General features: G+C 71.9%; 12 protein-coding genes. 2 read left to right on the top strand and 10 right to left on the bottom strand.

Annotation, left to right across the window (positions count from 1 at the left end):
• Positions 1-89: 89 nt before the first annotated feature.
• From ABH940_RS26700 to ABH940_RS26670, 7 genes are all read right to left on the bottom strand, one after another.
• Positions 90-1,136, bottom strand: coding sequence for a hypothetical protein (locus ABH940_RS26700; RefSeq protein WP_370106347.1), 1,047 nt, complete (start codon positions 1,134-1,136; stop codon positions 90-92).
• A 150-nt stretch (positions 1,137-1,286) separates the two neighbouring features.
• Positions 1,287-2,489, bottom strand: a complete 1,203-nt coding sequence (locus ABH940_RS26695) for a DNA polymerase III subunit delta' (protein WP_370106346.1) — start codon at positions 2,487-2,489, stop codon at positions 1,287-1,289.
• 157 nt (positions 2,490-2,646) lie between these two features.
• Complete coding sequence (tmk, locus tag ABH940_RS26690; RefSeq protein WP_370106345.1) at positions 2,647-6,204, bottom strand: dTMP kinase; 3,558 nt, start codon at positions 6,202-6,204, stop codon at positions 2,647-2,649.
• Between the two features lie 143 nt (positions 6,205-6,347).
• The gene (topA, locus tag ABH940_RS26685) at positions 6,348-9,122 is read right to left on the bottom strand and encodes a type I DNA topoisomerase (protein ID WP_370067193.1); all 2,775 of its coding nucleotides are present in this window, start codon (positions 9,120-9,122) and stop codon (positions 6,348-6,350) included.
• 502 nt (positions 9,123-9,624) lie between these two features.
• Entirely contained in the window at positions 9,625-10,047 is a 423-nt protein-coding gene (locus tag ABH940_RS26680; RefSeq protein ID WP_370067191.1) for a DUF3592 domain-containing protein, read from the bottom strand.
• Between the two features lie 193 nt (positions 10,048-10,240).
• Positions 10,241-11,839 carry a methyltransferase gene (locus ABH940_RS26675; protein WP_370106416.1) on the bottom strand — a complete coding sequence of 533 codons (1,599 nt, stop codon included), beginning with the start codon at positions 11,837-11,839 and terminating at the stop codon, positions 10,241-10,243.
• 138 nt (positions 11,840-11,977) lie between these two features.
• Entirely contained in the window at positions 11,978-12,805 is an 828-nt protein-coding gene (locus ABH940_RS26670; RefSeq protein WP_370067189.1) for a hypothetical protein, read from the bottom strand.
• A 120-nt stretch (positions 12,806-12,925) separates the two neighbouring features.
• Here ABH940_RS26670 and ABH940_RS26665 point away from each other — a divergent pair, with 120 nt between their 5' ends.
• On the top strand, positions 12,926-13,807 hold the full coding sequence (locus tag ABH940_RS26665) for an alpha/beta fold hydrolase (RefSeq protein WP_370067187.1): 882 nt from the start codon (positions 12,926-12,928) through the stop codon (positions 13,805-13,807).
• 107 nt (positions 13,808-13,914) lie between these two features.
• On the opposite strand, the gene ABH940_RS26660 is transcribed toward ABH940_RS26665, so the two are convergent.
• The 3 genes from ABH940_RS26660 to ABH940_RS26650 all read right to left on the bottom strand — a co-directional run bounded on the left by ABH940_RS26660 (position 13,915) and on the right by ABH940_RS26650 (position 17,721).
• The gene (locus ABH940_RS26660; protein WP_370067185.1) at positions 13,915-16,335 is read right to left on the bottom strand and encodes a sodium-translocating pyrophosphatase; all 2,421 of its coding nucleotides are present in this window, start codon (positions 16,333-16,335) and stop codon (positions 13,915-13,917) included.
• A 469-nt stretch (positions 16,336-16,804) separates the two neighbouring features.
• Entirely contained in the window at positions 16,805-17,296 is a 492-nt protein-coding gene (locus ABH940_RS26655; RefSeq protein WP_370067183.1) for an ATP-binding protein, read from the bottom strand.
• Positions 17,297-17,379: 83 nt separating this feature from the next.
• Positions 17,380-17,721, bottom strand: a complete 342-nt coding sequence (locus ABH940_RS26650) for an STAS domain-containing protein (RefSeq protein WP_042373473.1) — start codon at positions 17,719-17,721, stop codon at positions 17,380-17,382.
• Positions 17,722-17,878: 157 nt separating this feature from the next.
• Between ABH940_RS26650 and ABH940_RS26645 the strand changes: the two genes are divergently transcribed.
• Complete coding sequence (locus ABH940_RS26645) at positions 17,879-20,422, top strand: DEAD/DEAH box helicase (protein WP_370067181.1); 2,544 nt, start codon at positions 17,879-17,881, stop codon at positions 20,420-20,422.
• The last annotated feature ends 60 nt before the right edge of the window (positions 20,423-20,482 follow it).

Raw genomic sequence — 20,482 nt, 5'->3', positions numbered from 1 at the left:
GGACGAGGCGAGTGGCTGGTGGAGGGGCGGGACTGCTGGTGCGGCGGATATGTCGGGTGGGGCCGATATGGCGAGTGTGACGCGTGCGGTCATTGGCGCGTGGTGAACATCTCTGTCAGATAGTTTGCCGCCAATCGCACCAGCCGGAATCGCTCCAGCTCCGGAGTCAGGTCCCGAACCGTGTCGGAGAGGCGGACGGAAAGGTCCGGACCGCCCTGGAGCCCGGCGCGCAGACGGTTCGCATCAGCCTGGGCGGCGGTGTCCCGGTGCGCCTGTGCCATCAGCAGTCGGATGCCCGAGGGCAGGGCGCCCGACGGCCGGGCGAACGGTCCGCCGCCGAGGACGGCAGCTCCCGCGTAGACGTCGGGATGGGCGAGCTCAGCCGTGACCGCGCAGGAGGAGCCCGCATCGACGCCCAGCTCCGCCCAGGAACGCGGCTTGGTGGCGATCCGGTACTGCGCGGCGACCGCCCGGCGCAGCGCGGAGTCGTCCGAAGCCAGCGTGCAGGGGTCGGCGGGGGCCACCGCCACGAACGCGTTGGCGTGCCCACCCGCGACCGCGCCGGCCAGGCCCTGCCACACCTCACCGAGCTCGCCCTCCGGTGCGCGCACCACCACCGCCTGCAGCCCGGACCCGGGCCCGGCGGACCCGTGGGCCTGGTACTGGGCGGGCAACCAGATCCGGACCTGTCCCGGCAGCCCGCTCAACGTGCCTTGGAAGAGCCGTCCGCCCGACGGCTGCCCGATCTGGGTCAGCGCCGTCGTCGCCCCACCGGACGTCCCCGGGGCCTTCGACGCCCCGGGAGTCCCCGAAGCCTGTGAAGCCTGTGGAGCCTCCGGAGCGCGGTCCGACGCCGGATGCGAGTCGGCCCGCGCGGTGGACGCCGGACTGACTGCGGCGACGGGCACGGCGGAGTCGGGCAGCCCGACCAGCGCCTGCGCGACCCCGCCGACCAACGCCGAGCACAGCACAACCGCGGCGAGCACCGCCCGCACCACGGCCCCTCGGTAGCGCGGCGTCAACTCGTACACCCGGCCGGCGCGCTCCTCCCGCCACACTCCGAGCGCACTCCCCGCGAGCCAGACGCCGACCGTCGCCCCGGCAGCGATCAGCGCTGCGCTCCACCACAAGGTCATCCTGGCCGGATTCCCCCACCTGACAGCAGTGATCACTTACGGCGGAACTGCCACCCGAACGAGCGAGGTGACGACCCGTTCGATGACGCCCTGCCGTCCAGGGCCGTGGTGGGCCGTGCCGTGACGGGACCGGGCGAGGTCCTCGCCGGTTCAGCCCGCGCGCAGGGCGACGGTCATCGCCTCGACCGCCAGCAACGGGGCGACATTGCGTTCGATCGCGTCGCGGCATGACAGGACGGCCTCGATGCGTCGGAGCGTCGCCTCCGGCGTGGACTGCTGGGCCAGGCGCTCCACACCCGTCCGCAGGTCCTCGTTGGCCAGGTCCGCGCCCGCGCCGAACTGGACCGCGAGGACGTCGCGGTAGAAGCCCGCGATGTCCACCAGCGCGAGGTCGAGACTGTCGCGCTGGATGCGGGTGGCACGCCGCTTCTGACGGTCCTCCAGCTCCTTCATCGCTCCGGCCGTGCCGCGCGGCATCCGTCCGCCCACACCCGCCGCCGCGCCCAGGGCGGCGCGGAGCTCCTCGGTCTCCTGGACGTCGACCTCCTCGGCGACCTGCTTGGCCTCCGCCGCTGCCACGTCCACCAGGGCCTGTGCTCCCGCGAGGCAGGCCCCGAGATCCCCGACCACCAGCGGCAGCCGCAGCACCTCCGCCCGACGGGCCCGTGCCGCCTCGTCCTGCGCCAGCCGACGGGCGCGCCCGATATGGCCGTGCGCCGCCCGCGCCGCGAACTGCGCCACCTGGACATCGATCCCGTCCCGCCGCATCAGCACGTCCGCCACCGCACCCACCGACGGCGTCCGCAGGACGAGCAGCCGACAGCGCGAGCGGATCGTCGGCAGCGCGTCCTCGACGCTCGGCGCGCACAGGAGCCACACCGTGCGCGGTGCAGGCTCCTCGATCGCCTTGAGCAGCACGTTGGCGGCGCCCTCGGTCAGCCGGTCCGCATCCTCCAGGATGATGACCTGCCAGCGCCGGCCCGCCGGTGACATGGAGGCGTTGCGGACCAGCTCGCGCGTCTCCTTGACGCCGATGCTGAGCCCGTCGGTGCGTACCGTCTGGACATCGGCGTGGCTGCCGATCAGCGCGGTGTGGCAACCGTCGCAGAACCCACAGCCCGGCACCCCGCCGAGGTCGGCATCCGGTGCGGTGCACTGCAGCGACGCCGCAAAAGCACGCGCGGCCGTGGACCGGCCGGATCCCGGCGGACCGGTGAACAGCCAGGCATGCGTCATGCCCGTCGCCCCCGTGACCGGGGTCTCCCCCGCCACCACGGCGCGAGCGGCGCGTGCGGCGGCGACCAACTGGTCCACCACCTGGTCCTGGCCGACCAGGTCGTCCCACACGCTCACGTCACGCCGTCCTGCACGTCGTCGTCTCTACGTCTCTTCGTCCGTCTCTGCGGAACACCCCACAGCATCGCGGGACGTCCCCCTCACCCTCATCCTGCCCGCAGCCTAGTCGCCCCCACTGACAATCCCGGCGACCGGCGGCTGCGGGCCGCACGTCTCAGCGACCCTGGTCGCTCCCCGAACCGCGCTCCTCGCCCGGGTGCTCTTCATGCCACTGGGCCCACTCCTCGCGGGTGCCGAGAAGCTGGTCGGTGAGCGTCGGCAGATCGTCGAGCGGGGTCTCCTCCGCCCAGTCGTAGCGACCGGCGCCCGTCGTGGCCTCGCCGTCCTCCGACGCCGTGTCACCCTTCGGACGTGCGGCGGACGGAGTGGAGAGCGCCGGGATCTCCCTCGTCGCGTCATCAGGACCGGCGTCACCGGGCTCCGGCCGGAAGAGCCAGTCCGGGACCTTGTCCTGGACGCTCTCCGAGCTGCGCGGCGTGGCCTCGCGCCAGGCACGCGGCAACGGCGTCTGCACGGTCGGCGCCGCCTGGGCGGACTGGGCGGACCGCTCCGTCGACCGCGCGTCCCCGACGACCGGGATGACCGCAGTCTCGTCGGCCGCGGAGGCAGGAACCGATGCTTCGGCGTCCTTGGAGCCCTTCGCGTTCTTCTCGGGCATGCCCGCCGTCGGCGCCTCGGCCGGGAACGCCGGAAGCACCATCGTCTCGTCGGCGGCAGCGGGCGTGGACGAGGGTGCGTCCTTGGCCGGTGCCTCGGCCGGTTCCTCGGCCTGGTCCTTCGTCTTCGCGCGTGCCGAGCGCGCCTTGCTGCGAGCGCGGCCCAGCACGGACGTCCGCTCGGGCTCGGGCTCGGCCGACGGAGCCTCATCGACGATCTCCACGGCCGGCATCACCGCCGTCGCGTCGAGATCCGCCGGCCTCTCGGCGGCAACGGCCGGCAGAACCGCCGTCCTCTCCTCATCCGACTCGTTCGACTCGTCCGAATCGCCTGCTGCATCGGCTATGTGACCGGGTGCCGCAGCCCCCGCCTCGGCCTTGTCACCGGACCCGGCAGCGTCTTCGGACCCGCCCTCCTCGGCGTGCTCGGCCTGCACGGCCTCGGCGGCACGAGCAGCCTTCGCGGCCTGCGCGGCCTCCTCGGCGGCACGACGGGACGCCTCGGAGCGCAGCAGCGCCTCCTCCACGCGGCGGCGCTCCTCCGCCTTCTTCGCCTCGCGCTGACGCTCGAGCTCCGCCAACCGCTCCGCCTCAGCAGCCGCCTCGCGACGGGCCTGCTCCTCGGCGCGGCGACGTTCCTCCTCCTCGGCGGCACGGCGCGCGGCCTCCGCCGCAGCGGCGGCGCGGGCGGCCTCCGCGGCAAGCCGGGCGACCTCGGCGGCCTTGCGGTCCTCCTCGGCCTGGCGGGCCTTCTCCGCCTCCTCGGCCTCCAGTCGGAGTCGCTCCAGCTGAGCCTGGCGCTCGCGCTCGGCGCGCTCCTCCTCGGCCTTGCGGCGTGCCTCCTCGGCGAGACGGCGGGCTTCGGCCTCACGAGCCAGCCGCTCCTGCTCCGCGAGCGCGGCCTTCTCCTGCTCGGAAAGGGGCAGCTCGCGGTCGAGCCGGTGGCGGATCGCGGTGGTGACCGCCTGCGGCGGCTGGCCGGCGTCGACGACCAGGTAGCGGGCCGGATCTGCGGCGGCCAACTCCAGGAACGCGGAGCGCACCCGCTGGTGGAAGACCTCCGGCTCGGACTCCATCCGGTCCGGGGCCTCGGTGAACCGCTCACGCGCGGCCGACGGCGCGACGTCGAGCAGCACCGTCAGATCCGGGACCAGGCCGCCGGTGGCCCAGCGGTTGAGCCGGGCGACGTCCGCACCGTCGAGGTCGCGGCCCGCGCCCTGGTAGGCGACGGACGAGTCGGCGTACCGGTCGGTGATCACCACGGCGCCGCGCTCCAGCGCGGGAAGGATCACCGAGTCGACGTGCTCGGCCCGGTCGGCAGCGAAGATCAGCGCCTCGGCCCGGTGCGATATCCCCGTGTTGGCGACGTCCAGCAGCATGGCCCGGAGCCGCTGGCCGACGGCGCTGCCACCCGGCTCGCGGGTCAGCACCACCTCGTGGCCCTTGCTGCGGATCCACTCCGCCAGCGCCTGGGACTGGGTGGACTTGCCCGCGCCGTCGCCGCCCTCCAGCGCGATGAAGAAGCCCGTGCCCGCCCGGTGCGCGGGCGGCTCGACGCCGCCACGCAGGGCGTCCCAGATGTCGCGGGGCAGCGGCGCGACACCCTTGCGGTCGTCCGTGCGCAGCAGCACGACGACCGCGAGCAGCAGGAGGAGCAGCCCGGCGGTGGCGGTCGCGAGCCCCGCGCCGCCGTGGTCGAAGGTCAGCGTGGTGCCGCCGAACTGCTCCGGCCCGTACACCGCGCCGAGCAGCGGCGTGACGACGAGCCCGAGCGCCACCGCGACCCGCAGCATCGCGTGCAGGTGCTCGTCGACACGGGGGCGTCGGGCCTCCTCGGTCTCCAGCGTCAGCAGCACCCGGGACGTACGGAAGGCGACGCCGCCCGCGACACCGGCCAGCGTGAACAGCACCAGGGCCAGCACGTAGTCGCGGACCAGCCCGCCGAGCAGCAGCGCCAGCCCGGACGTGCCCATGGCCAGCGGCAGCAGCCGCCGACGGCTGAGCGTCGGCAGGACGCCACCGCTGACGCGCAGTCCGAGCAGCAGCCCGGCGGTCAGGGTGAGCACCAGCAGGGCGTAGCCGATAGTCCCGGCCTGCAGGTCCACCGCGTGCTGGACGGCAGTGGACGCGGCGGCTGCGATCGCCGCCGCCGTGGACGTGGCCGCCAGGCTGAAGATGAGGGAGGCCCCGGTACGACCGCGGGCGACCAGCCCGGGCGTGACATCCGCCGGGGCACGCAGGTTGGTCAGCGGCGAGTGCGGCTCGAAGCGTCGCCGGCCGGTCGCCGCCTCGGGCAGCTCCTGCAGGTACTGAAGCGTTCCTGCGGTGAGGAAGAGCGCCGCCGCACCGAACGCGGCCAGCGCCAGGCCGTGCGTGCCGAGCCAGTCGACGGCCTGGCCGAGGCCCTGGTTCACCAGGGTCAGCACGATCAGCAGCACGGAGGCGAGCGGAACCGTGGCGTACCCGGTCCACAGGTCGATGTGGAGCAGCACCGGCCGCTGGTCCACCGGCGGATGGCCGGGGGTGGGCGCGGGCAGCAGCTGCTCGACGAAGGACTCGCGGGTGACCACGATCAGCCGCTCCAACGCGGCAGTCACGAAGACGGTGACGAGCAGCCAGACCCACGCCTTGGCCCCGGTCCAGACCACCCAGAACACGGAGCAGGCCAGCAAGGCCCCGCGCAGCGCCTCCGCGACGACGAGCAGCCACCGTCGGTCCAGACGCTGCGTCAACTGCGCGAGGGGCGCCAACAGTACGGCGCCGAACACCAGGGTGCCCACGATCCGGGCGCCGAAGACCGCGGCGACCGCGAACATCACCCCGGCGTAGCCGCCGCCCAGCGCCTGGGCGCCGACCACGGCGACCACCGTCAGCGCCAGCAGGGTCAGCAGCGCCAGGCGATCGCCCAGCACGCCGACGGCATGCGCGCGCCAGGCACGGTTGTATGCACGCACCCGCAACAGCGCGCGGGCGCGCGACGTCACGGTGACGCCGGTAGAAGGGATGCCGGGGCTTTCCGGGGCCTCGTTCGTGGGCGCCTGCGACTCGGGGCTCATACGGCCAGCCTAACCGGAGGCTCGGACAGCAGATGCCCCGTTCGCGTCGGTCATGACAGGGTTGTGACCAACCGGTAGGCGGAGCGACGACCAAGAGCCCCGTCGAACCGGCCGAGGGCAGGTTCGACGGGGCTCTCAGCCCACTACTCCGCCGTCGACTTCTTCGCGGCCGTCTTCTTGGCCGGAGCCTTCTTGGCCGCCGTCTTCTTCGCCGCGGTCTTCTTGGCCGGGGCCTTCTTGGCCGCCGTCTTCTTGACCGGTCCCTTGGCCCGCTTCTCGGCGAGCAGCTCGAAGCCACGCTCCGGCGTGATCTCCTCGACGGAGTCGTCCCGCCGCAGCGTCGCGTTGGTCTCGCCGTCCGTCACGTACGGGCCGAAGCGCCCGTCCTTGACCACGACCGGACGCTCGCTGACCGGGTCGACGCCGAGCTCCTTGAGCGGCGGCTTCGCGGCCGCGCGACCGCGCGCCTTCGGCTGGGCGTAGACGGCCAGGGCCTCCTCCAGGGTGACCGTGAACATCTGGTCCTCGGTCTCCAGGGAGCGCGAGTCCGTGCCCTTCTTCAGGTACGGCCCGTACCGGCCGTTCTGCACAGTGATCTCGACGCCCTCGGCGTCGGCGCCGACGACGCGGGGCAGGCCGAAGACCTTGAGTGCGTCCTCCAGCGTGACCGTGTCCAGGTCCCAGGACTTCAGCAGCGAGCCGGTGCGCGGCTTGACCGCGTTCTTGCCGGTCTTGGGCGTGCCCTCGGGCAGCACCTCGGTGAAGTACGGGCCGTAGCGTCCCGCCTTGGCAACGATCATGTTGCCGGAGTCCGGGTCCTTGCCCAGCTCACGCTCGCCGCTCGGCTTGGCGAGCAGCTCCTCGGCCAGCTCGACGGTCAGCTCGTCGGGGGCCAGCTCGTCCGGCACGTCGGCACGCTGCTCGCCGCGCTCCACGTAGGGGCCGTAGCGGCCGACGCGGAGGACCACGTCGGAGTCCGCGAGCGGGAACGAGCTGATCTCACGGGCGTCGATCGCGCCGAGGTCGGTCACCAGCTCCTTGAGCCCGCCGAGGTGGTCACCGTCGCCGTTGCCGGCGTCCGCGGCGGGCGAGCTGGGAAGATCGCCCTCGCCGAAGTAGAAGCGACGCAGCCACGGCACCGACTGGGCCTCGCCGCGCGCGATCGCGTCGAGGTCGTCCTCCATCCTGGCGGTGAAGTCGTAGTCGACCAACCGTCCGAAGTGCTCCTCAAGCAGCCGGACCACGGCCAGCGCCAGGAAGGACGGCACCAGCGCGGTGCCCTTCTTGAAGACGTACTTGCGGGCGATGATCGTGTCGATGATCGCGGCGTAGGTCGACGGGCGGCCGATCTCGCGGTCTTCCAGCTCCTTGACCAGCGAGGCCTCGGTGTAGCGCGCCGGAGGCTTGGTCGCGTGGCCGTCCGGGGTGATCTCCTCGGCGCGGACGCCGTCGCCCTCGGCGACCTGCGGCAGCCGACGCTCGCGGTCGTCCAGCTCGGCGTCCGGGTCGTCCCGGCCCTCGACGTAGGCCTTCAGGAAGCCGTGGAAGGTGATGATCTTGCCGGACGCGGAGAACTCGACGTCCCGGCCGTCGGTCGAGGCGCCGGCGACCTTGACGCTGACGGACTGGCCGACCGCGTCCTTCATCTGGGAGGCGACGGTGCGCATCCAGATCAGCTCGTAGAGCTTGAACTCGTCGCCGCTCAGGCGGGTCTCGGCGGGGGTGCGGAAGCGGTCGCCGGAGGGGCGGATCGCCTCGTGCGCCTCCTGCGCGTTCTTCACCTTCCCGGCGTAGACGCGGGGCGCGTCCGGCAGGTACTCGCGGCCGTAGAGCTGCTCGACCTGGGCCCGGGCCGCGTTGACCGCGGTCTCCGAGAGGGTGGTCGAGTCCGTACGCATGTAGGTGATGAAGCCGTTCTCATACAGCCGCTGCGCCACGTCCATCGCGCGCTTGGCGCCGAAGCCGAGCTTGCGCCCGGCCTCCTGCTGCATCGTGGTGGTGCGGAACGGCGCGTACGGCGAGCGGCGGTACGGCTTGGACTCGACGCTGCGGACCCGGAAGTCGGTGTCGGCGAGCGCGGCGGCCAGCGCCCGGACGCTCTCCTCGTCCAGGTGCAGCACCTGGACGGCGGTCCCGGCGCCGCCCTTCAACTGCCCCACCGAGTCGAAGTCGCGGCCGGTGGCCACGCGGCGGCCGTCGACCGCGGTGAGCCGGGCACCGAAGGTGCCGGGGTCACCCGCGGCCCGCCCGGCGTCGGCGGTGGCGAAGACGGCGGTCAGGTCCCAGTACGACGCGGAGCGGAACGCCATCCGCTCGCGCTCGCGCTCGACGACGAGCCGGGTCGCCACGGACTGGACGCGGCCCGCCGAGAGCTTCGGCATGACCTTCTTCCACAGCACGGGGGAGACCTCGTAGCCGTAGAGGCGGTCCAGGATCCGGCGCGTCTCCTGGGCGTCGACCAGGCGCTTGTTCAGCTCGCGCGGGTGGCGGACGGCCTCCTGGATGGCGTCCTTGGTGATCTCGTGGAAGACCATCCGGTGCACCGGCACCTTGGGACGCAGCACCTCCTGGAGGTGCCAGGCGATGGCCTCGCCCTCGCGGTCCTCATCGGTGGCGAGGAAGAGTTCGTCGGCGTCCTTCAGCAGCGACTTGAGCTTGGAGACCTGAGCCTTCTTGTCCGGATTGACGACATAGATCGGCTCGAAATCGTGCTCCACGTCGATGCCGAGCCGGCGCACCTCACCGGTGTAGCCCTCGGGAACCTCGGCGGCGGTGCCCGGCAGGTCACGGATATGCCCGACACTCGCCTCGACCACGTACCCAGGGCCCAGATAACCCTTGATCGTCTTCGCCTTGGCCGGCGACTCGACGATCACGAGTCGCCGTCCTTCGCGTGCGGTCTCGCTGGTCGGGGACACCTTCGCTCTTCTCTTCCGGTCGAGTAGGGGGTGGTCGTCGCGTTGCTCGCGGCAACACGGTCCTGAATGCGGAGTGTGACCGCACCCCGGTGCCCCTTGTCAAACGGACGGATCCCGGCATGTCATGGGCGGGAGTCGCCCGCTGCCTCTCGAACGGTAACCCGAATCCTCGGGTTCCCGCCGTTCGGGCCTGGGTCGTACGGTTGGACCGGCACCGGCAGGGACAGGCCGGACAAGCCGGATCATAGGACTGCCCGCCTGGCCTGCGGCGCAGAACCCGATCCTTTCGGCGTGTCTCTGCCCATCCGGACGCAAGGGCATGCACCCGTCTGCTAAAGGCAGCCAAAGGCAGGCATGCCGCCAACCCTGGCATGGACCCGATCGGTCTCAGGTCCAGCTGAAAGGCCCGGCCGGGCCCCGGTCACGAATCCAGTCACCTATCCGGCCACGTAGCCGACTATGGCCCGATCGACTCCCGGCAGGCCGGAGCGGAGCGTTCCGCTCAGGCCGAGGCTGCGAGCAGCATCACACCGCAGACGGCGAAGGCGAGCCCGAGACAGACCCAGAAGACGTCGTTCCGCCCCCGCGCCGGACCACCGTCGACAGCCACCAGCGTCGGCCGGTCCGGGTGGTAGGCCACCGGCACCAGCGCATCCACCGCCAAGGCGGGCGTCCTGCGGATGGACGTCCAGCCGCGCGGACGCGTGACGACCTCGCCGTGCCCCTCGACGGCGAAGCTGAGCAACGGCGCGGTGTCGGCGTGGTCCGCGTCCCCGTCGGGATCCACCACCACACGCGCCATGCCGCTGACCCCGACGCGGCGCAGGGTGCGCCGAGCCCGCACCTCTGCCGCGCACCACCAGAGCACGGCCCCGCCGAACAGGAGGAACCACGCCCCGGTGAACAGGCCCAGTGGAGTCCCCATGTTCGCCCGCACTCCCCGGTTCCATCTCGCAGTTGGCCGACAAGCCACCCGATCAGGTGATCTCGTGATCATGCGATCGGCGCGGCGAGCGCCAGATTTGCAGCAGACGGACAACAAGCGACCTACGGAGTGGGATGCCCCGGGAAAGCTGTGATGAACGGGAGCCGGTCAGCGGCACCCGCGGCACCGGATCTCATGCCAGAATCAGGAAGCCCTGTTCGACCAGCACGCGGATCTGCCCGGGCACGCGGTCCCGCAGCACGACCGGATCCTCCTCGATCAACCGGGCGATCGCGTCGAGGATCTCACCGGCCGTCAGCGTGCCGTCGCAGACGCCGGCGAAGCCCGCCCCGATCGTGTCGACCTTGGTTGCCCGTCGCATGCCCCGATTCTGACGCAGGATCACATGCTCGGGGTCCTCCGCGCCGGGCGCACCCACCTGCTCCTGCACGACCTCGTCCGCCAGGCGGAAGCGCGCGGCCAGCAGGCCCGCGTCGTCGTGCGCACGCAGGAAGTCCTGCCGGGCGAACCAGGCGTCGATCGCCGGACCCAGCGGCTGTTCGACGGCGTGCGGCCACTCCTCGGCGACGACCACGGGAGTCGCGCCCCCGGGCGCGCGCCGTAGCGTGATCCAGCCGAAGCCCACGCCCTCGACCTTGGCCGCTTCGAAGGCGTCGAGCCAGTCGGCGTAACGGCGTTCGTACTCCTCGCGCGGTCCGCGGTGGTCACCGCCGTCGCGCAGCCAGAGCTCGGCGTAGGTGGTCGCGTCCTGGACATCACGCTGCACGATCCAGGCGTCGCAACCGGTTCCGGCCAGCCAGCCGGCGACCCGGTCCCGCCAGTCCTCGCCGCGCACGTGCTGCCAGTTCGCCAGCAGCTGGCAGTAGCCGCCCGGTTCGAGGTACTCCCCCGCCCGGGCGACGAGGCTGCGGCAGAGGTCGTCCCCGGCCATGCCGCCGTCGCGGTAGGTGAACCGGCCACCGGGAGAGATGACGAACGGCGGGTTGGAGACGACCAGGTCGAACCGCTCGTCCTCGCCGAGCGGCGCGAAGAGACTGCCCTTCCGGACCTCGACACGGTCGCCGAACCCCGACAACTCGGCGGTCAGACGGGTGAAGTGAAGCGCCCTCGGGTTGACGTCCGTCGCCACCACGTGACCCGCGTGCCGAGCCGCGTGCAGCGCCTGGACCCCCGACCCGGTGCCGAGGTCCAGCGCACGCCGGACCGGTCGGCGGACGGTGATGTTGCCCAGCGTCGTCGAGGCCCCACCGACCCCGAGTACGAGCTCGCTGCGCGGCACGCCCTGGTCGGTGGCTGCCCCCGAGCCGATCCCCCCGGCCCCGCCGACCGCGCAGCCGAGGTCGGAGACGATCCACGCGTCCGCCGCCGGAGCGGAGGCCGCGGAAGCACCGCCGCCCGACGCGGAACCTGACGCGTCGGACGGTTCGTCGACCGCTCCGGCGATGTCGTTGGCGTACGGGCGGACGTCGACCGTCGCCCGGACCTCGCTCGAAGGGGTCCGGACCAGCCAGCCGTCGGCCAGCGCCTCGTCGACCGGCAGCGCCGCCGCAGCGGCCGGGTAGGGCACGCTGCGCTGCAGCAGGAACAGCCGGACCAGCGTCTGCAGCGAGCCCTGCCCCACGGTCGCCCGCAGCGCGGGCACGCTCTCGCTGCGTGCCAACGCCGCGTAGGCGGCCGCGCCGAGGAGTTCGAGGCAACCGTCGGCGGTGTAGTCCGCCGCGAGGAACGCCTCGCGCAGCCGCGCGATCCGCTCGGGGTCGAGGGTCGGCAACGAGCCGTGCGGAGCGCTGTCAGCAGCGCTGTCGGAGGCGCCCTGCGGAACCCTGCCGGAGGCGCTGTGCGGGACGGGGGATGCGGATGAACTGGTCGTCACGCGCCCATTCTCCCCGAGTTCCCGCCGAGGAGGGCCTCAGCCCGCGCTGCTCGACGCGTCGGGTGACGCGCTGCCGCTCGACGACCCCGACCCGCCGGCCGAGGACGAACCGCTGGGCGAAGACGAACCGCTGGACGAGGCCTTGTCGCTCGCCGAGCCGGAGGCCTTGGGCTGCGGGGAGCCTGAGGTCGTCGCGCTGGTGCTCGCCGCCGTGGGCGAGCCCGAGGGCGCGGCGCAGTCGGGCTGCTTGCCGAGCGCGGTGCCGAGCTGACCCGACTGCAGCTTCTGCAGCGCCGTCGTCGACTGCGTCGAAAGCTGCTGCACCTGGTCGGAAACGCCCTTGAGGGCCGCCGCGAACTTGGCCTGGTCGTCGACCGACAGCTCCTTCACCGTCGCCTGGACCTTGGTGTATCCGCCGGCCGCCTGGTTCAGCTCGCTGACGGCGTTGGCCTGGGTCTGCGCCCCGTCGCTGGTCTGCGGCGCTCCGGCGGCCTGCACCGCCTGGGCTATCTGCTGGTTCCCCGCGGCCAGCTTGCCGAGATCGTCGACCAGACGCGTCTGGAGGGCACTGGGCGACTCACCCGGGATGATCCTCCCGGTGTCCGCCTGCGCGGCCTGGACCTCCAGGATCGGCGCGGAGATACCGCCACAGACGCTCTTGGCCCAGGAGTCGAGCTGCGCGCTGTTGTCGCTGCTGGTGCACGCCGCCGCGCCCAGCGCGACCACCAGCGCGACCGAGGCCGCTCCCGCCGCACGACGGCCGCGACCACCCGTCCGACCGGACGTCCGACCGCAGCTCGGAGCACTCGTCCGACCGTTTCCCGGTCCGCTCGTCCGCATGTCCAACCGTTCGTTCTCGCTCACCGGGTCGCCTTCCAGTCTTCGAACCCAGCTTGGGAACCTACACGCTCGCCCCTTTCCGCCGCACAGTTCCCCGGATACCGTGCCGACGAGCGAGCAGGTCCGCGACCGTTTGGAGTGCCCATGGCCCGCGTGCGACTCGGCAACGACATCACCCTGGAGTACGAGGCCCTCGGCGCCCCGGATCGGCCGACGATGCTGCTGGTCACGGGGCTCGGCGCGCAGCTCACCTCCTGGGACGAGCGGCTCTGCCGACAGCTGGCCGACCACGGGTTCCGCGTCGTCCGCTACGACAACCGCGACTCCGGCCTCTCCACGTTCCTGGACGAGGGCCCCCAGCCGGACCTGGCCGCCGTGCTCGGCGGCGACCACTCCTCCGCCCGCTACCGGATCGCGGACATGGCGGACGACGCCGCGGGACTGCTGGACCGGCTCGGCGTCGAGCGCGCCCACGTCGTCGGTGCCTCGATGGGCGGGATGATCGCCCAGCAATTGGTCATCGACCACCCCGATCGGGTGCTGAGCCTCTGCTCGATCATGTCGCTCCCCGGGGACGGCACCTCCGGCCGGTCCACGCCGGAGGCCAGGGCCGCGCTGACGCGTCCCGCCGTGGCGGACCGGGAGGCGGCGATCGAGGCCTCGATGGCGGCGGCACGGGTCATCGGCTCGCCGGGCTATCCGCGCCCGGAGGAGGAGTTGCGCACCGTGACAGCGGCCAACCACGACCGCAGCAGCCGTAGGGACGGCTTCGGTCGCCAACTGGCCGCCATCACCGCCTCGCCCGACCGTACGGCCGCGCTCGGGAAAGTGACCGTGCCGACCCTGGTCGTGCACGGCGAGGCGGACCCTCTGGTCGACGTGAGCGGTGGGCACGCGACGGCCGCGGCCGTACCGGGCGCGTCGCTGCTGACACTGCCCGGCATGGGCCATGACCTCCCTCGTCCTCTCTGGCCCCGGATCGTCCCCGCGATTGCCGCCAACGCGCAGGCCGCACAGGAGGGTTGAATACCATCTGCACGGCGTGCGCGTTCAGTACATCGGCGGCTCGGTGCGTCGGTGGCTCAGCTGCATCGGTGGCTCAGCTGCATCGGTGGCTCAGCTGCGTCGGCGGCTCAGTGCACAGCTGACGCCGCGTCCGGCGACTGGCCCGGTCCGGGGACCGACGGGGTGGCCGACTGCTCCGCGCCACTGTCCGACCCGACGGCGATGCCGCGCCGCTTGGACAGCCAGACCGCGACGACCACCACGGCCAGGCAGAGCAGCGCGATGCCCACCCGCAGCCCGGTGTTGGCGTGGACGCCGAAGTCGAGCTTGACCACGGCCGGTGCGATCAGCAACGAGACCAGGTTCATCACCTTGAGCAGCGGGTTGATGGCCGGTCCTGCGGTGTCCTTGAACGGGTCGCCGACGGTGTCGCCGATGACCGTGGCCGCATGCGCCTCGCTGCCCTTGCCACCGTGGTTGCCGTCCTCGACCAACTTCTTGGCGTTGTCCCAGGCGCCGCCCGAGTTGGCCAGGAAGACCGCCATCAGCGTGCCTGCGCCGATCGCCCCGGCCAGGTAGGAGCCGAGCGGCCCGACGCCGAGCAGGAACCCGACCGCGATCGGCGCCAGCACGGCCAGCAGCCCGGGAGTCGCCAGCTCGCGCAGCGCGTCGCGGGTGCAGATGTCGACGACGCGTCCGTAGTCGGGCTTCTCGCTGCCGTCCATGATCCCGGGCTTGGACCGGAACTGGTCGCGCACCTCGAAAACCACCGAACCGGCCGAGCGCGAGACCGCGCTGATGGCCAACCCGGAGAAGAGGAACACGACCGCGGCCCCGAGCAACAGGCCCACCAGGTTGTTGGGTTGCGCGATGTCGAGGCTCAGGCTCAGCCCGGACGCCGCCGGCCCGACCTGCTGCACCGCCGTACCGATGGCGTCGGTGAAGGAGCCGAACAGCGCCGTCGCCGCCAGTACGGCGGTGGCGATGGCGATGCCCTTGGTGATCGCCTTGGTGGTGTTGCCGACGGCGTCCAGCTCGGTCAGCACCTGCGCGCCCGCGCCGGTGACGTCCCCGGACATCTCGGCGATGCCCTGCGCGTTGTCCGAGACCGGCCCGAAGGTGTCCATCGCCACGATCACGCCGACCGTGGTCAGCAGCCCGGTCCCGGCCAGCGCCACGGCGAAGAGCGCCAGCGTCAGCGAACCGCCGCCCAGCAGGAAGACGCCGTAGACGGCCGCCCCGATCAGAACCGCCGAGTAGACCGCGGACTCCAGCCCGAGCGAGATCCCGGAGAGGATGACCGTCGCCGGACCGGTCAGCGAGGTCAGCCCGATGTCGCGCACCGGCCGCCGGCTGGTCTCGGTGAAATAGCCGGTCAACTGCTGGATCGCCGCGGCCAGCACGATCCCGATGGCCACGGCCACGAGGGCGAAGACCCGCGGGTTGCCGCCGTGGGCGGTGATGGCGCCGGAGACGCCCTTGAGCTGGGCGAAACTGCCCGGCAGGAAGGCGAAAGCAGCAGCCACGACCAGTGCCAGGGAGACCACCGCGGAGATGAAGAACCCGCGGTTGATCGCCGTCATGCCGGAACGGTCGCCACTGCGCGGCGAGACCGCGAAGATCCCGAGGACGGCGGTGACGACGCCGATGGCCGGCACCAGCAGCGGAAAGGCGAGTCCGACGTCGCCGAAGGCGCTCACGCCCAGGATCAGCGCGGCGACCAGGGTGACGGCGTAGGACTCGAACAGGTCGGCGGCCATCCCGGCGCAGTCGCCCACGTTGTCGCCGACGTTGTCCGCGATCGTGGCGGCGTTGCGCGGGTCGTCCTCGGGGATGCCCTGCTCGACCTTGCCGACCAGGTCGGCGCCGACATCGGCGGCCTTGGTGAAGATCCCGCCGCCCACGCGCATGAACATCGCGAGCAACGCGGCCCCGAAACCGAAGCCTTCCAGCACCTTGGGAGCGTTCTCCCGGTAGATCAGCACCACGATCGAGGCCCCGAGCAACCCGAGCCCGACGGTGAACATGCCGACAACTCCGCCGGTGCGGAAGGCGATCCGCATCGCCCGGTGCGAGACCGCACGGACGTCCGGGGCTTCGCCGGATTCCGCATCAGCTCCCTCGGCGGGCGTCGCCTCCCGGGCCGCCGCCGCGACGCGCACGTTGCTGCGCACCGCGAGCTGCATGCCCACATAGCCGGTCACCGCCGAGAAGGCAGCGCCGACCAGGAAGAAGACGGAGCGTCCGATCCGCTGCGACCAGGTGTCCGCGGGCAGGAGCAGGAGCAGGAGCGGCACGACCACGGCGAACCCGCCGAGGGTACGGAACTGGCGTGCCAGATAGGCGTTGGCGCCTTCCTGCACGGCGGCGGCGATCTGCTTCATGGTGTCGGTGCCCTGGTCCGCTGCCAGTACCTGACGGACCAGCAGCCACGCGACACCCAGCGCGGCTACGGCGATGACGGCGACGATGACGACCACGACCCGGTCGGAACCGGTGAGCACCGCGGTCACCCCTGACGGAGCGCCGGAGAGGTAGAGCCCGGCCATTCGTCCTCCTTGACGTCTGGCTCGTGCGCCGGGCGGGATCCCCAAGTCTTGGGACGAGGAGAGGCGCGGACCACTCGGCAGCGCGGGCAAGGTGGCAGGCGGCGATTGTAGGAATCAGGCGCATGATCAAAACAGGGTATGTGCGGCAATTGGTACAAGCTGCAATAGATGTGACGGATGATTCGACGACGAGAAGCAGCAGGGCGGCCCGAAGTCCTCGGGCCGCCCTGCTGGTTCTGCTCGGTTCCGCACACAGTGCGGTGCACGCGCGCACGGTTCTGGGCATGGTTCGGCGATGTGCGCACGGCGCAGAACAATGCGGAACGGTGCAGATCTGGTTGGCGTGAATCGACCCGCAGTTTGGCGGGATACAAGCGCCTGGCGCTGCGCCCAGCCCCGTCCTGGCCCGCTGGCTGGCTGGCTTGCTGGCTTGCTGGCTTGCTGGCTTGCTGGCTTGCTGGCTGGCCGACTACGGCAGGTCGTCGTCCGCCGGATCGGCGACCGGCCAGCTCATCCGGATCAGTCCGCCGTCCTCGTCGTGGCCGATCACCAGGTCGTCGACCAGGCCGCTGATGACAGCGAGGCCCATGGTGTCGTCGGTCGCCTGGTCGCCGTTGCCCCCGGTCCGCGCGCCGGACTTGGCGCTCGTGTTCGCCTCGGCGAACGACAGCGCCTCCTCGGCATTGCTGTCGGCGTGGGCGGTGGCGGGCGTCGGGACGCCGTCGCCGACCTCGATCAGGAAACGCTTCTCCTGCTGGACCAGCTTGACCCGGACCGGGCTCGAGACGCCGTTGCGCTGATGCAGGCCAACGGCCCGCGAGCACGCCTCACCCACGGCGAGGCGGACCTCGTCGAGAATGGACTCGTCGACCCCGGCCTGCCGTGCGACCGCCGCGGCGACCAGCCGCGCCGTACGCACATGCGCCGGGAGCGCGCTGAAACGCAGCTCGACGGTGGCCATATGTGTCCCCCTCGAAAGGTTCAGGTTGTCAGACCGGCCCCGGGAGCAGCCGCTTTCGCGGAAGCTCCCGGGCGCTCCACCACTCAGTCGTTGGCGGCGACGGCCTCGTCCACGGAGCCGTGGATGGGGAACACCTTGGTGAGTCCGGTGATCCGGAAAATCTTGAGGATGCGCTCCTGGTTGCAGACCAGGCGAAGCGAACCCTCGTGGGCACGCACCCGCTTGAGCCCGCCGACGAGCACACCCAGCCCGGTCGAGTCCAGGAAGTCCACACCTTCCATGTCCACGATCAGGTGGTAGTGACCCTCATTGACGAGCTCGACGAGCTGCTCGCGCAGCTTCGGGGCGGTGTACACATCGATCTCGCCCCCAACCTCGACGACCGTGCGGTCGCCGACGGAACGGGTCGACAGGGACAGGTCCACGGAACCTCCAGCACCTTGCCTTGCTTCCATGCCGATCGCGGGGTCGGAAGGTCCCAAGCCCCGTTGCACGGCCGCGATGGCATTCAACCACTTATCGCGAGGCCAACACGACGCCTTGGTGCGAATCTCCATCACCGTGATGACAGACTTGAGGCCAATGACGCCGCGCCCCGAACCGCCCGAGGCCGCTCTCGGCCGCCTTGTGGGCACCCGAGGGCGGCAAGATCGGCTCACCCATACGGAGCACATTCCCGCCCGGGCGGCCCAGTATGCGGACTGGCCCGCAGGCCTCCGCCCGGAGGTGCTCGACGCGATCGCGGCGACGGGCATCGAGCGGCCATGGACACACCAAGCCGAAGCGGCAAATCTGGCGATAAGCGGACAAAATGTGGTTATTGCCACAGGAACCGCCTCGGGCAAGTCGCTGGCCTATCTCGCGCCGGTCCTCAGCGCCCTACTGGAGGGCACCGAGGCCAAGAACGGCCGCGGTGCGACCGGCCTGTACCTCGCACCCACCAAGGCACTCGCCGCCGACCAGCTGCGCCGGCTCGGGGAGCTGCGGTCCGCAGGTGGTGGCGCCGGAGACAGCCGGGGTGATGGCGGAGGCGGCGACGTCAGCCGAGGCGGTGACGTCAGCGGGGACGGCGGAGGCGCTGACGGCGGCGGCACCGGTCCGACGAGGGGCACGCCGCTCTCCCGCGTCCGTGCGGCTGTCTACGACGGCGATACTCCGTTCGAGGAACGCGAGTGGGTACGCCAGTACGCCTCGTATGTGCTCACCAACCCCGACATGCTGCACCGCGGCATCCTTCCCGGGCATGCCCGCTGGGCCTCCTTCCTGCGCGCGCTGCGCTTCGTGGTCATCGACGAGTGCCACGGCTACCGCGGCGTCTTCGGCTCGCACGTCGCCCAGGTGCTGCGGCGGCTGCGGCGGCTCTGCGCCCGCTACGGCGCTGACCCCGTCTTCCTGCTGGCCTCGGCCACGGTGGCCGAGCCTGGACGCAGCGCTGAGCGGCTCACCGGGCTGCCGATGGCGGAGGTGACCGAGGACGGCTCGCCGCGCGGTGAGACCGTCTTCGCCCTGTGGGAGCCGCCGCTGACCGAGCTGTCCGGCGAGCACGGCGCCCCGGTCCGCCGCTCGGCCACCGCCGAGGCCGCCGACCTGCTCACCGACCTCGTGCTCGACGAGACCCGCACGGTGGTCTTCGTCCGCTCCCGGCGCGGAGCGGAGTTGGTGTCCGTCATCGCCCAGGAGCGGCTCACCGAAGCGGTCGGCCACGGTGCCGCCCGGCGGGTGGCGGCCTATCGCGGCGGCTACCTGCCGGAGGAACGCCGGGCGCTGGAGCGCGCCCTGCACTCGGGCGCACTGCTCGGGCTGGCCTCCACCAGTGCCCTCGAGCTGGGCATCGACGTAGCCGGCCTGGACGCGGTCCTGCTCGCCGGGTACCCAGGGACCCGGGCGTCCCTGTGGCAGCAGGCAGGCCGTGCCGGACGCGAGGGCCAGGGCGCACTGGCCGTGCTGATCGCCCGCGACGACCCGCTGGACACCTACCTGGTGCACCACCCCGACTCCCTGTTCCGCCGCCCGGTCGAGTCGACCGTGCTCGATCCGGACAACCCGCACGTCCTCGCCCCGCACCTGTGCGCGGCAGCGGCGGAGCTGCCCCTCACCGAGCCCGCGGACCTGGAACTCTTCGGCCCTTCCGCGCCGATACTCGTGGCACAGCTGGAACGCCGGGGCATGCTGCGACGTCGCGGTGCCGGCTCGTGGTTCTGGACCCGGCGCGAGCGCGCCGCCGACCTGGTCGACATCCGTGGCGAGGGCGGTGCCCCGGTCCGTGTCGTCGAGGCCGACACCGGCCGCCTACTCGGCACCGTCGACGCCGGCTCCGCCCACACCGCAGTCCACACCGGCGCGGTCCACCTGCATCAGGGCCGCACCTACCTGGTCCGCGAACTCGACCTCGAGGACTCGGTGGCCCTCGTCGCCGAAGCCGACCCGCCGTACAGCACCGTGGCGAGGGACACCACGTCCATCACCGTCCTGGAGACGGACCGTCAGGTCGCCTGGGGCGAAGCAGAACTGAGCTTCGGCTCGGTCGAAGTGACCAACCAGGTCGTCTCATTCCTCAAGCGCCGGCTCCTGACGGGCGAGATCCTCGGCGAGACCAAGCTCGACCTGCCGCCGCGCACCCTCCGGACCCGGGCCGTGTGGTGGTCGGTGACGGAGGATCAGCTGGAGGATGCGGCCCTCCTCCCGGAGGAGCTTCCGGGTGCCGCCCATGCGGCCGAACACGCGTCCATCGGCCTGCTCCCCCTTTTCGCCACCTGCGACCGCTGGGACATCGGTGGCGTCTCGGTCCCGCTCCACCCGGACACGGGCCTGCCAACCGTCTTCGTCTACGACGGCCATCCCGGCGGCGCGGGCTTCGCCGAACGCGGCTTCGAGCGCGCCCAGGAGTGGCTGGAGGCCACTCTCCAGGCCATCACCGCCTGCGAGTGCGAACGCGGCTGCCCGTCCTGCATCCAGAGTCCCAAATGCGGCAACGGCAACGACCCGCTCGACAAGGCCGGTGCGATCCGCCTTCTGACGCTGCTGCTTGCCGGCGCTCCGGGGCGGATGCCGGAGGAGGGAGCGGAAGGGACAGCGGAGGCAGCGGTGACGGAGGAGGGTACAACGAAGGCCACGCCGCGGAGCTGAGGTTGCCTCGCGCTCCAGACCGTCCCGACCGGATCACGCCGACCGTCTCTCGTGCCCGGA

The organism is Streptacidiphilus sp. BW17 (assembly GCF_041262485.1).
In the GTDB taxonomy this organism is placed as follows: domain Bacteria; phylum Actinomycetota; class Actinomycetes; order Streptomycetales; family Streptomycetaceae; genus Streptacidiphilus.
The sequence above is the reverse complement of the archived record's forward strand: the minus strand, read 5'-3'. Positions and strand labels throughout refer to the sequence as shown.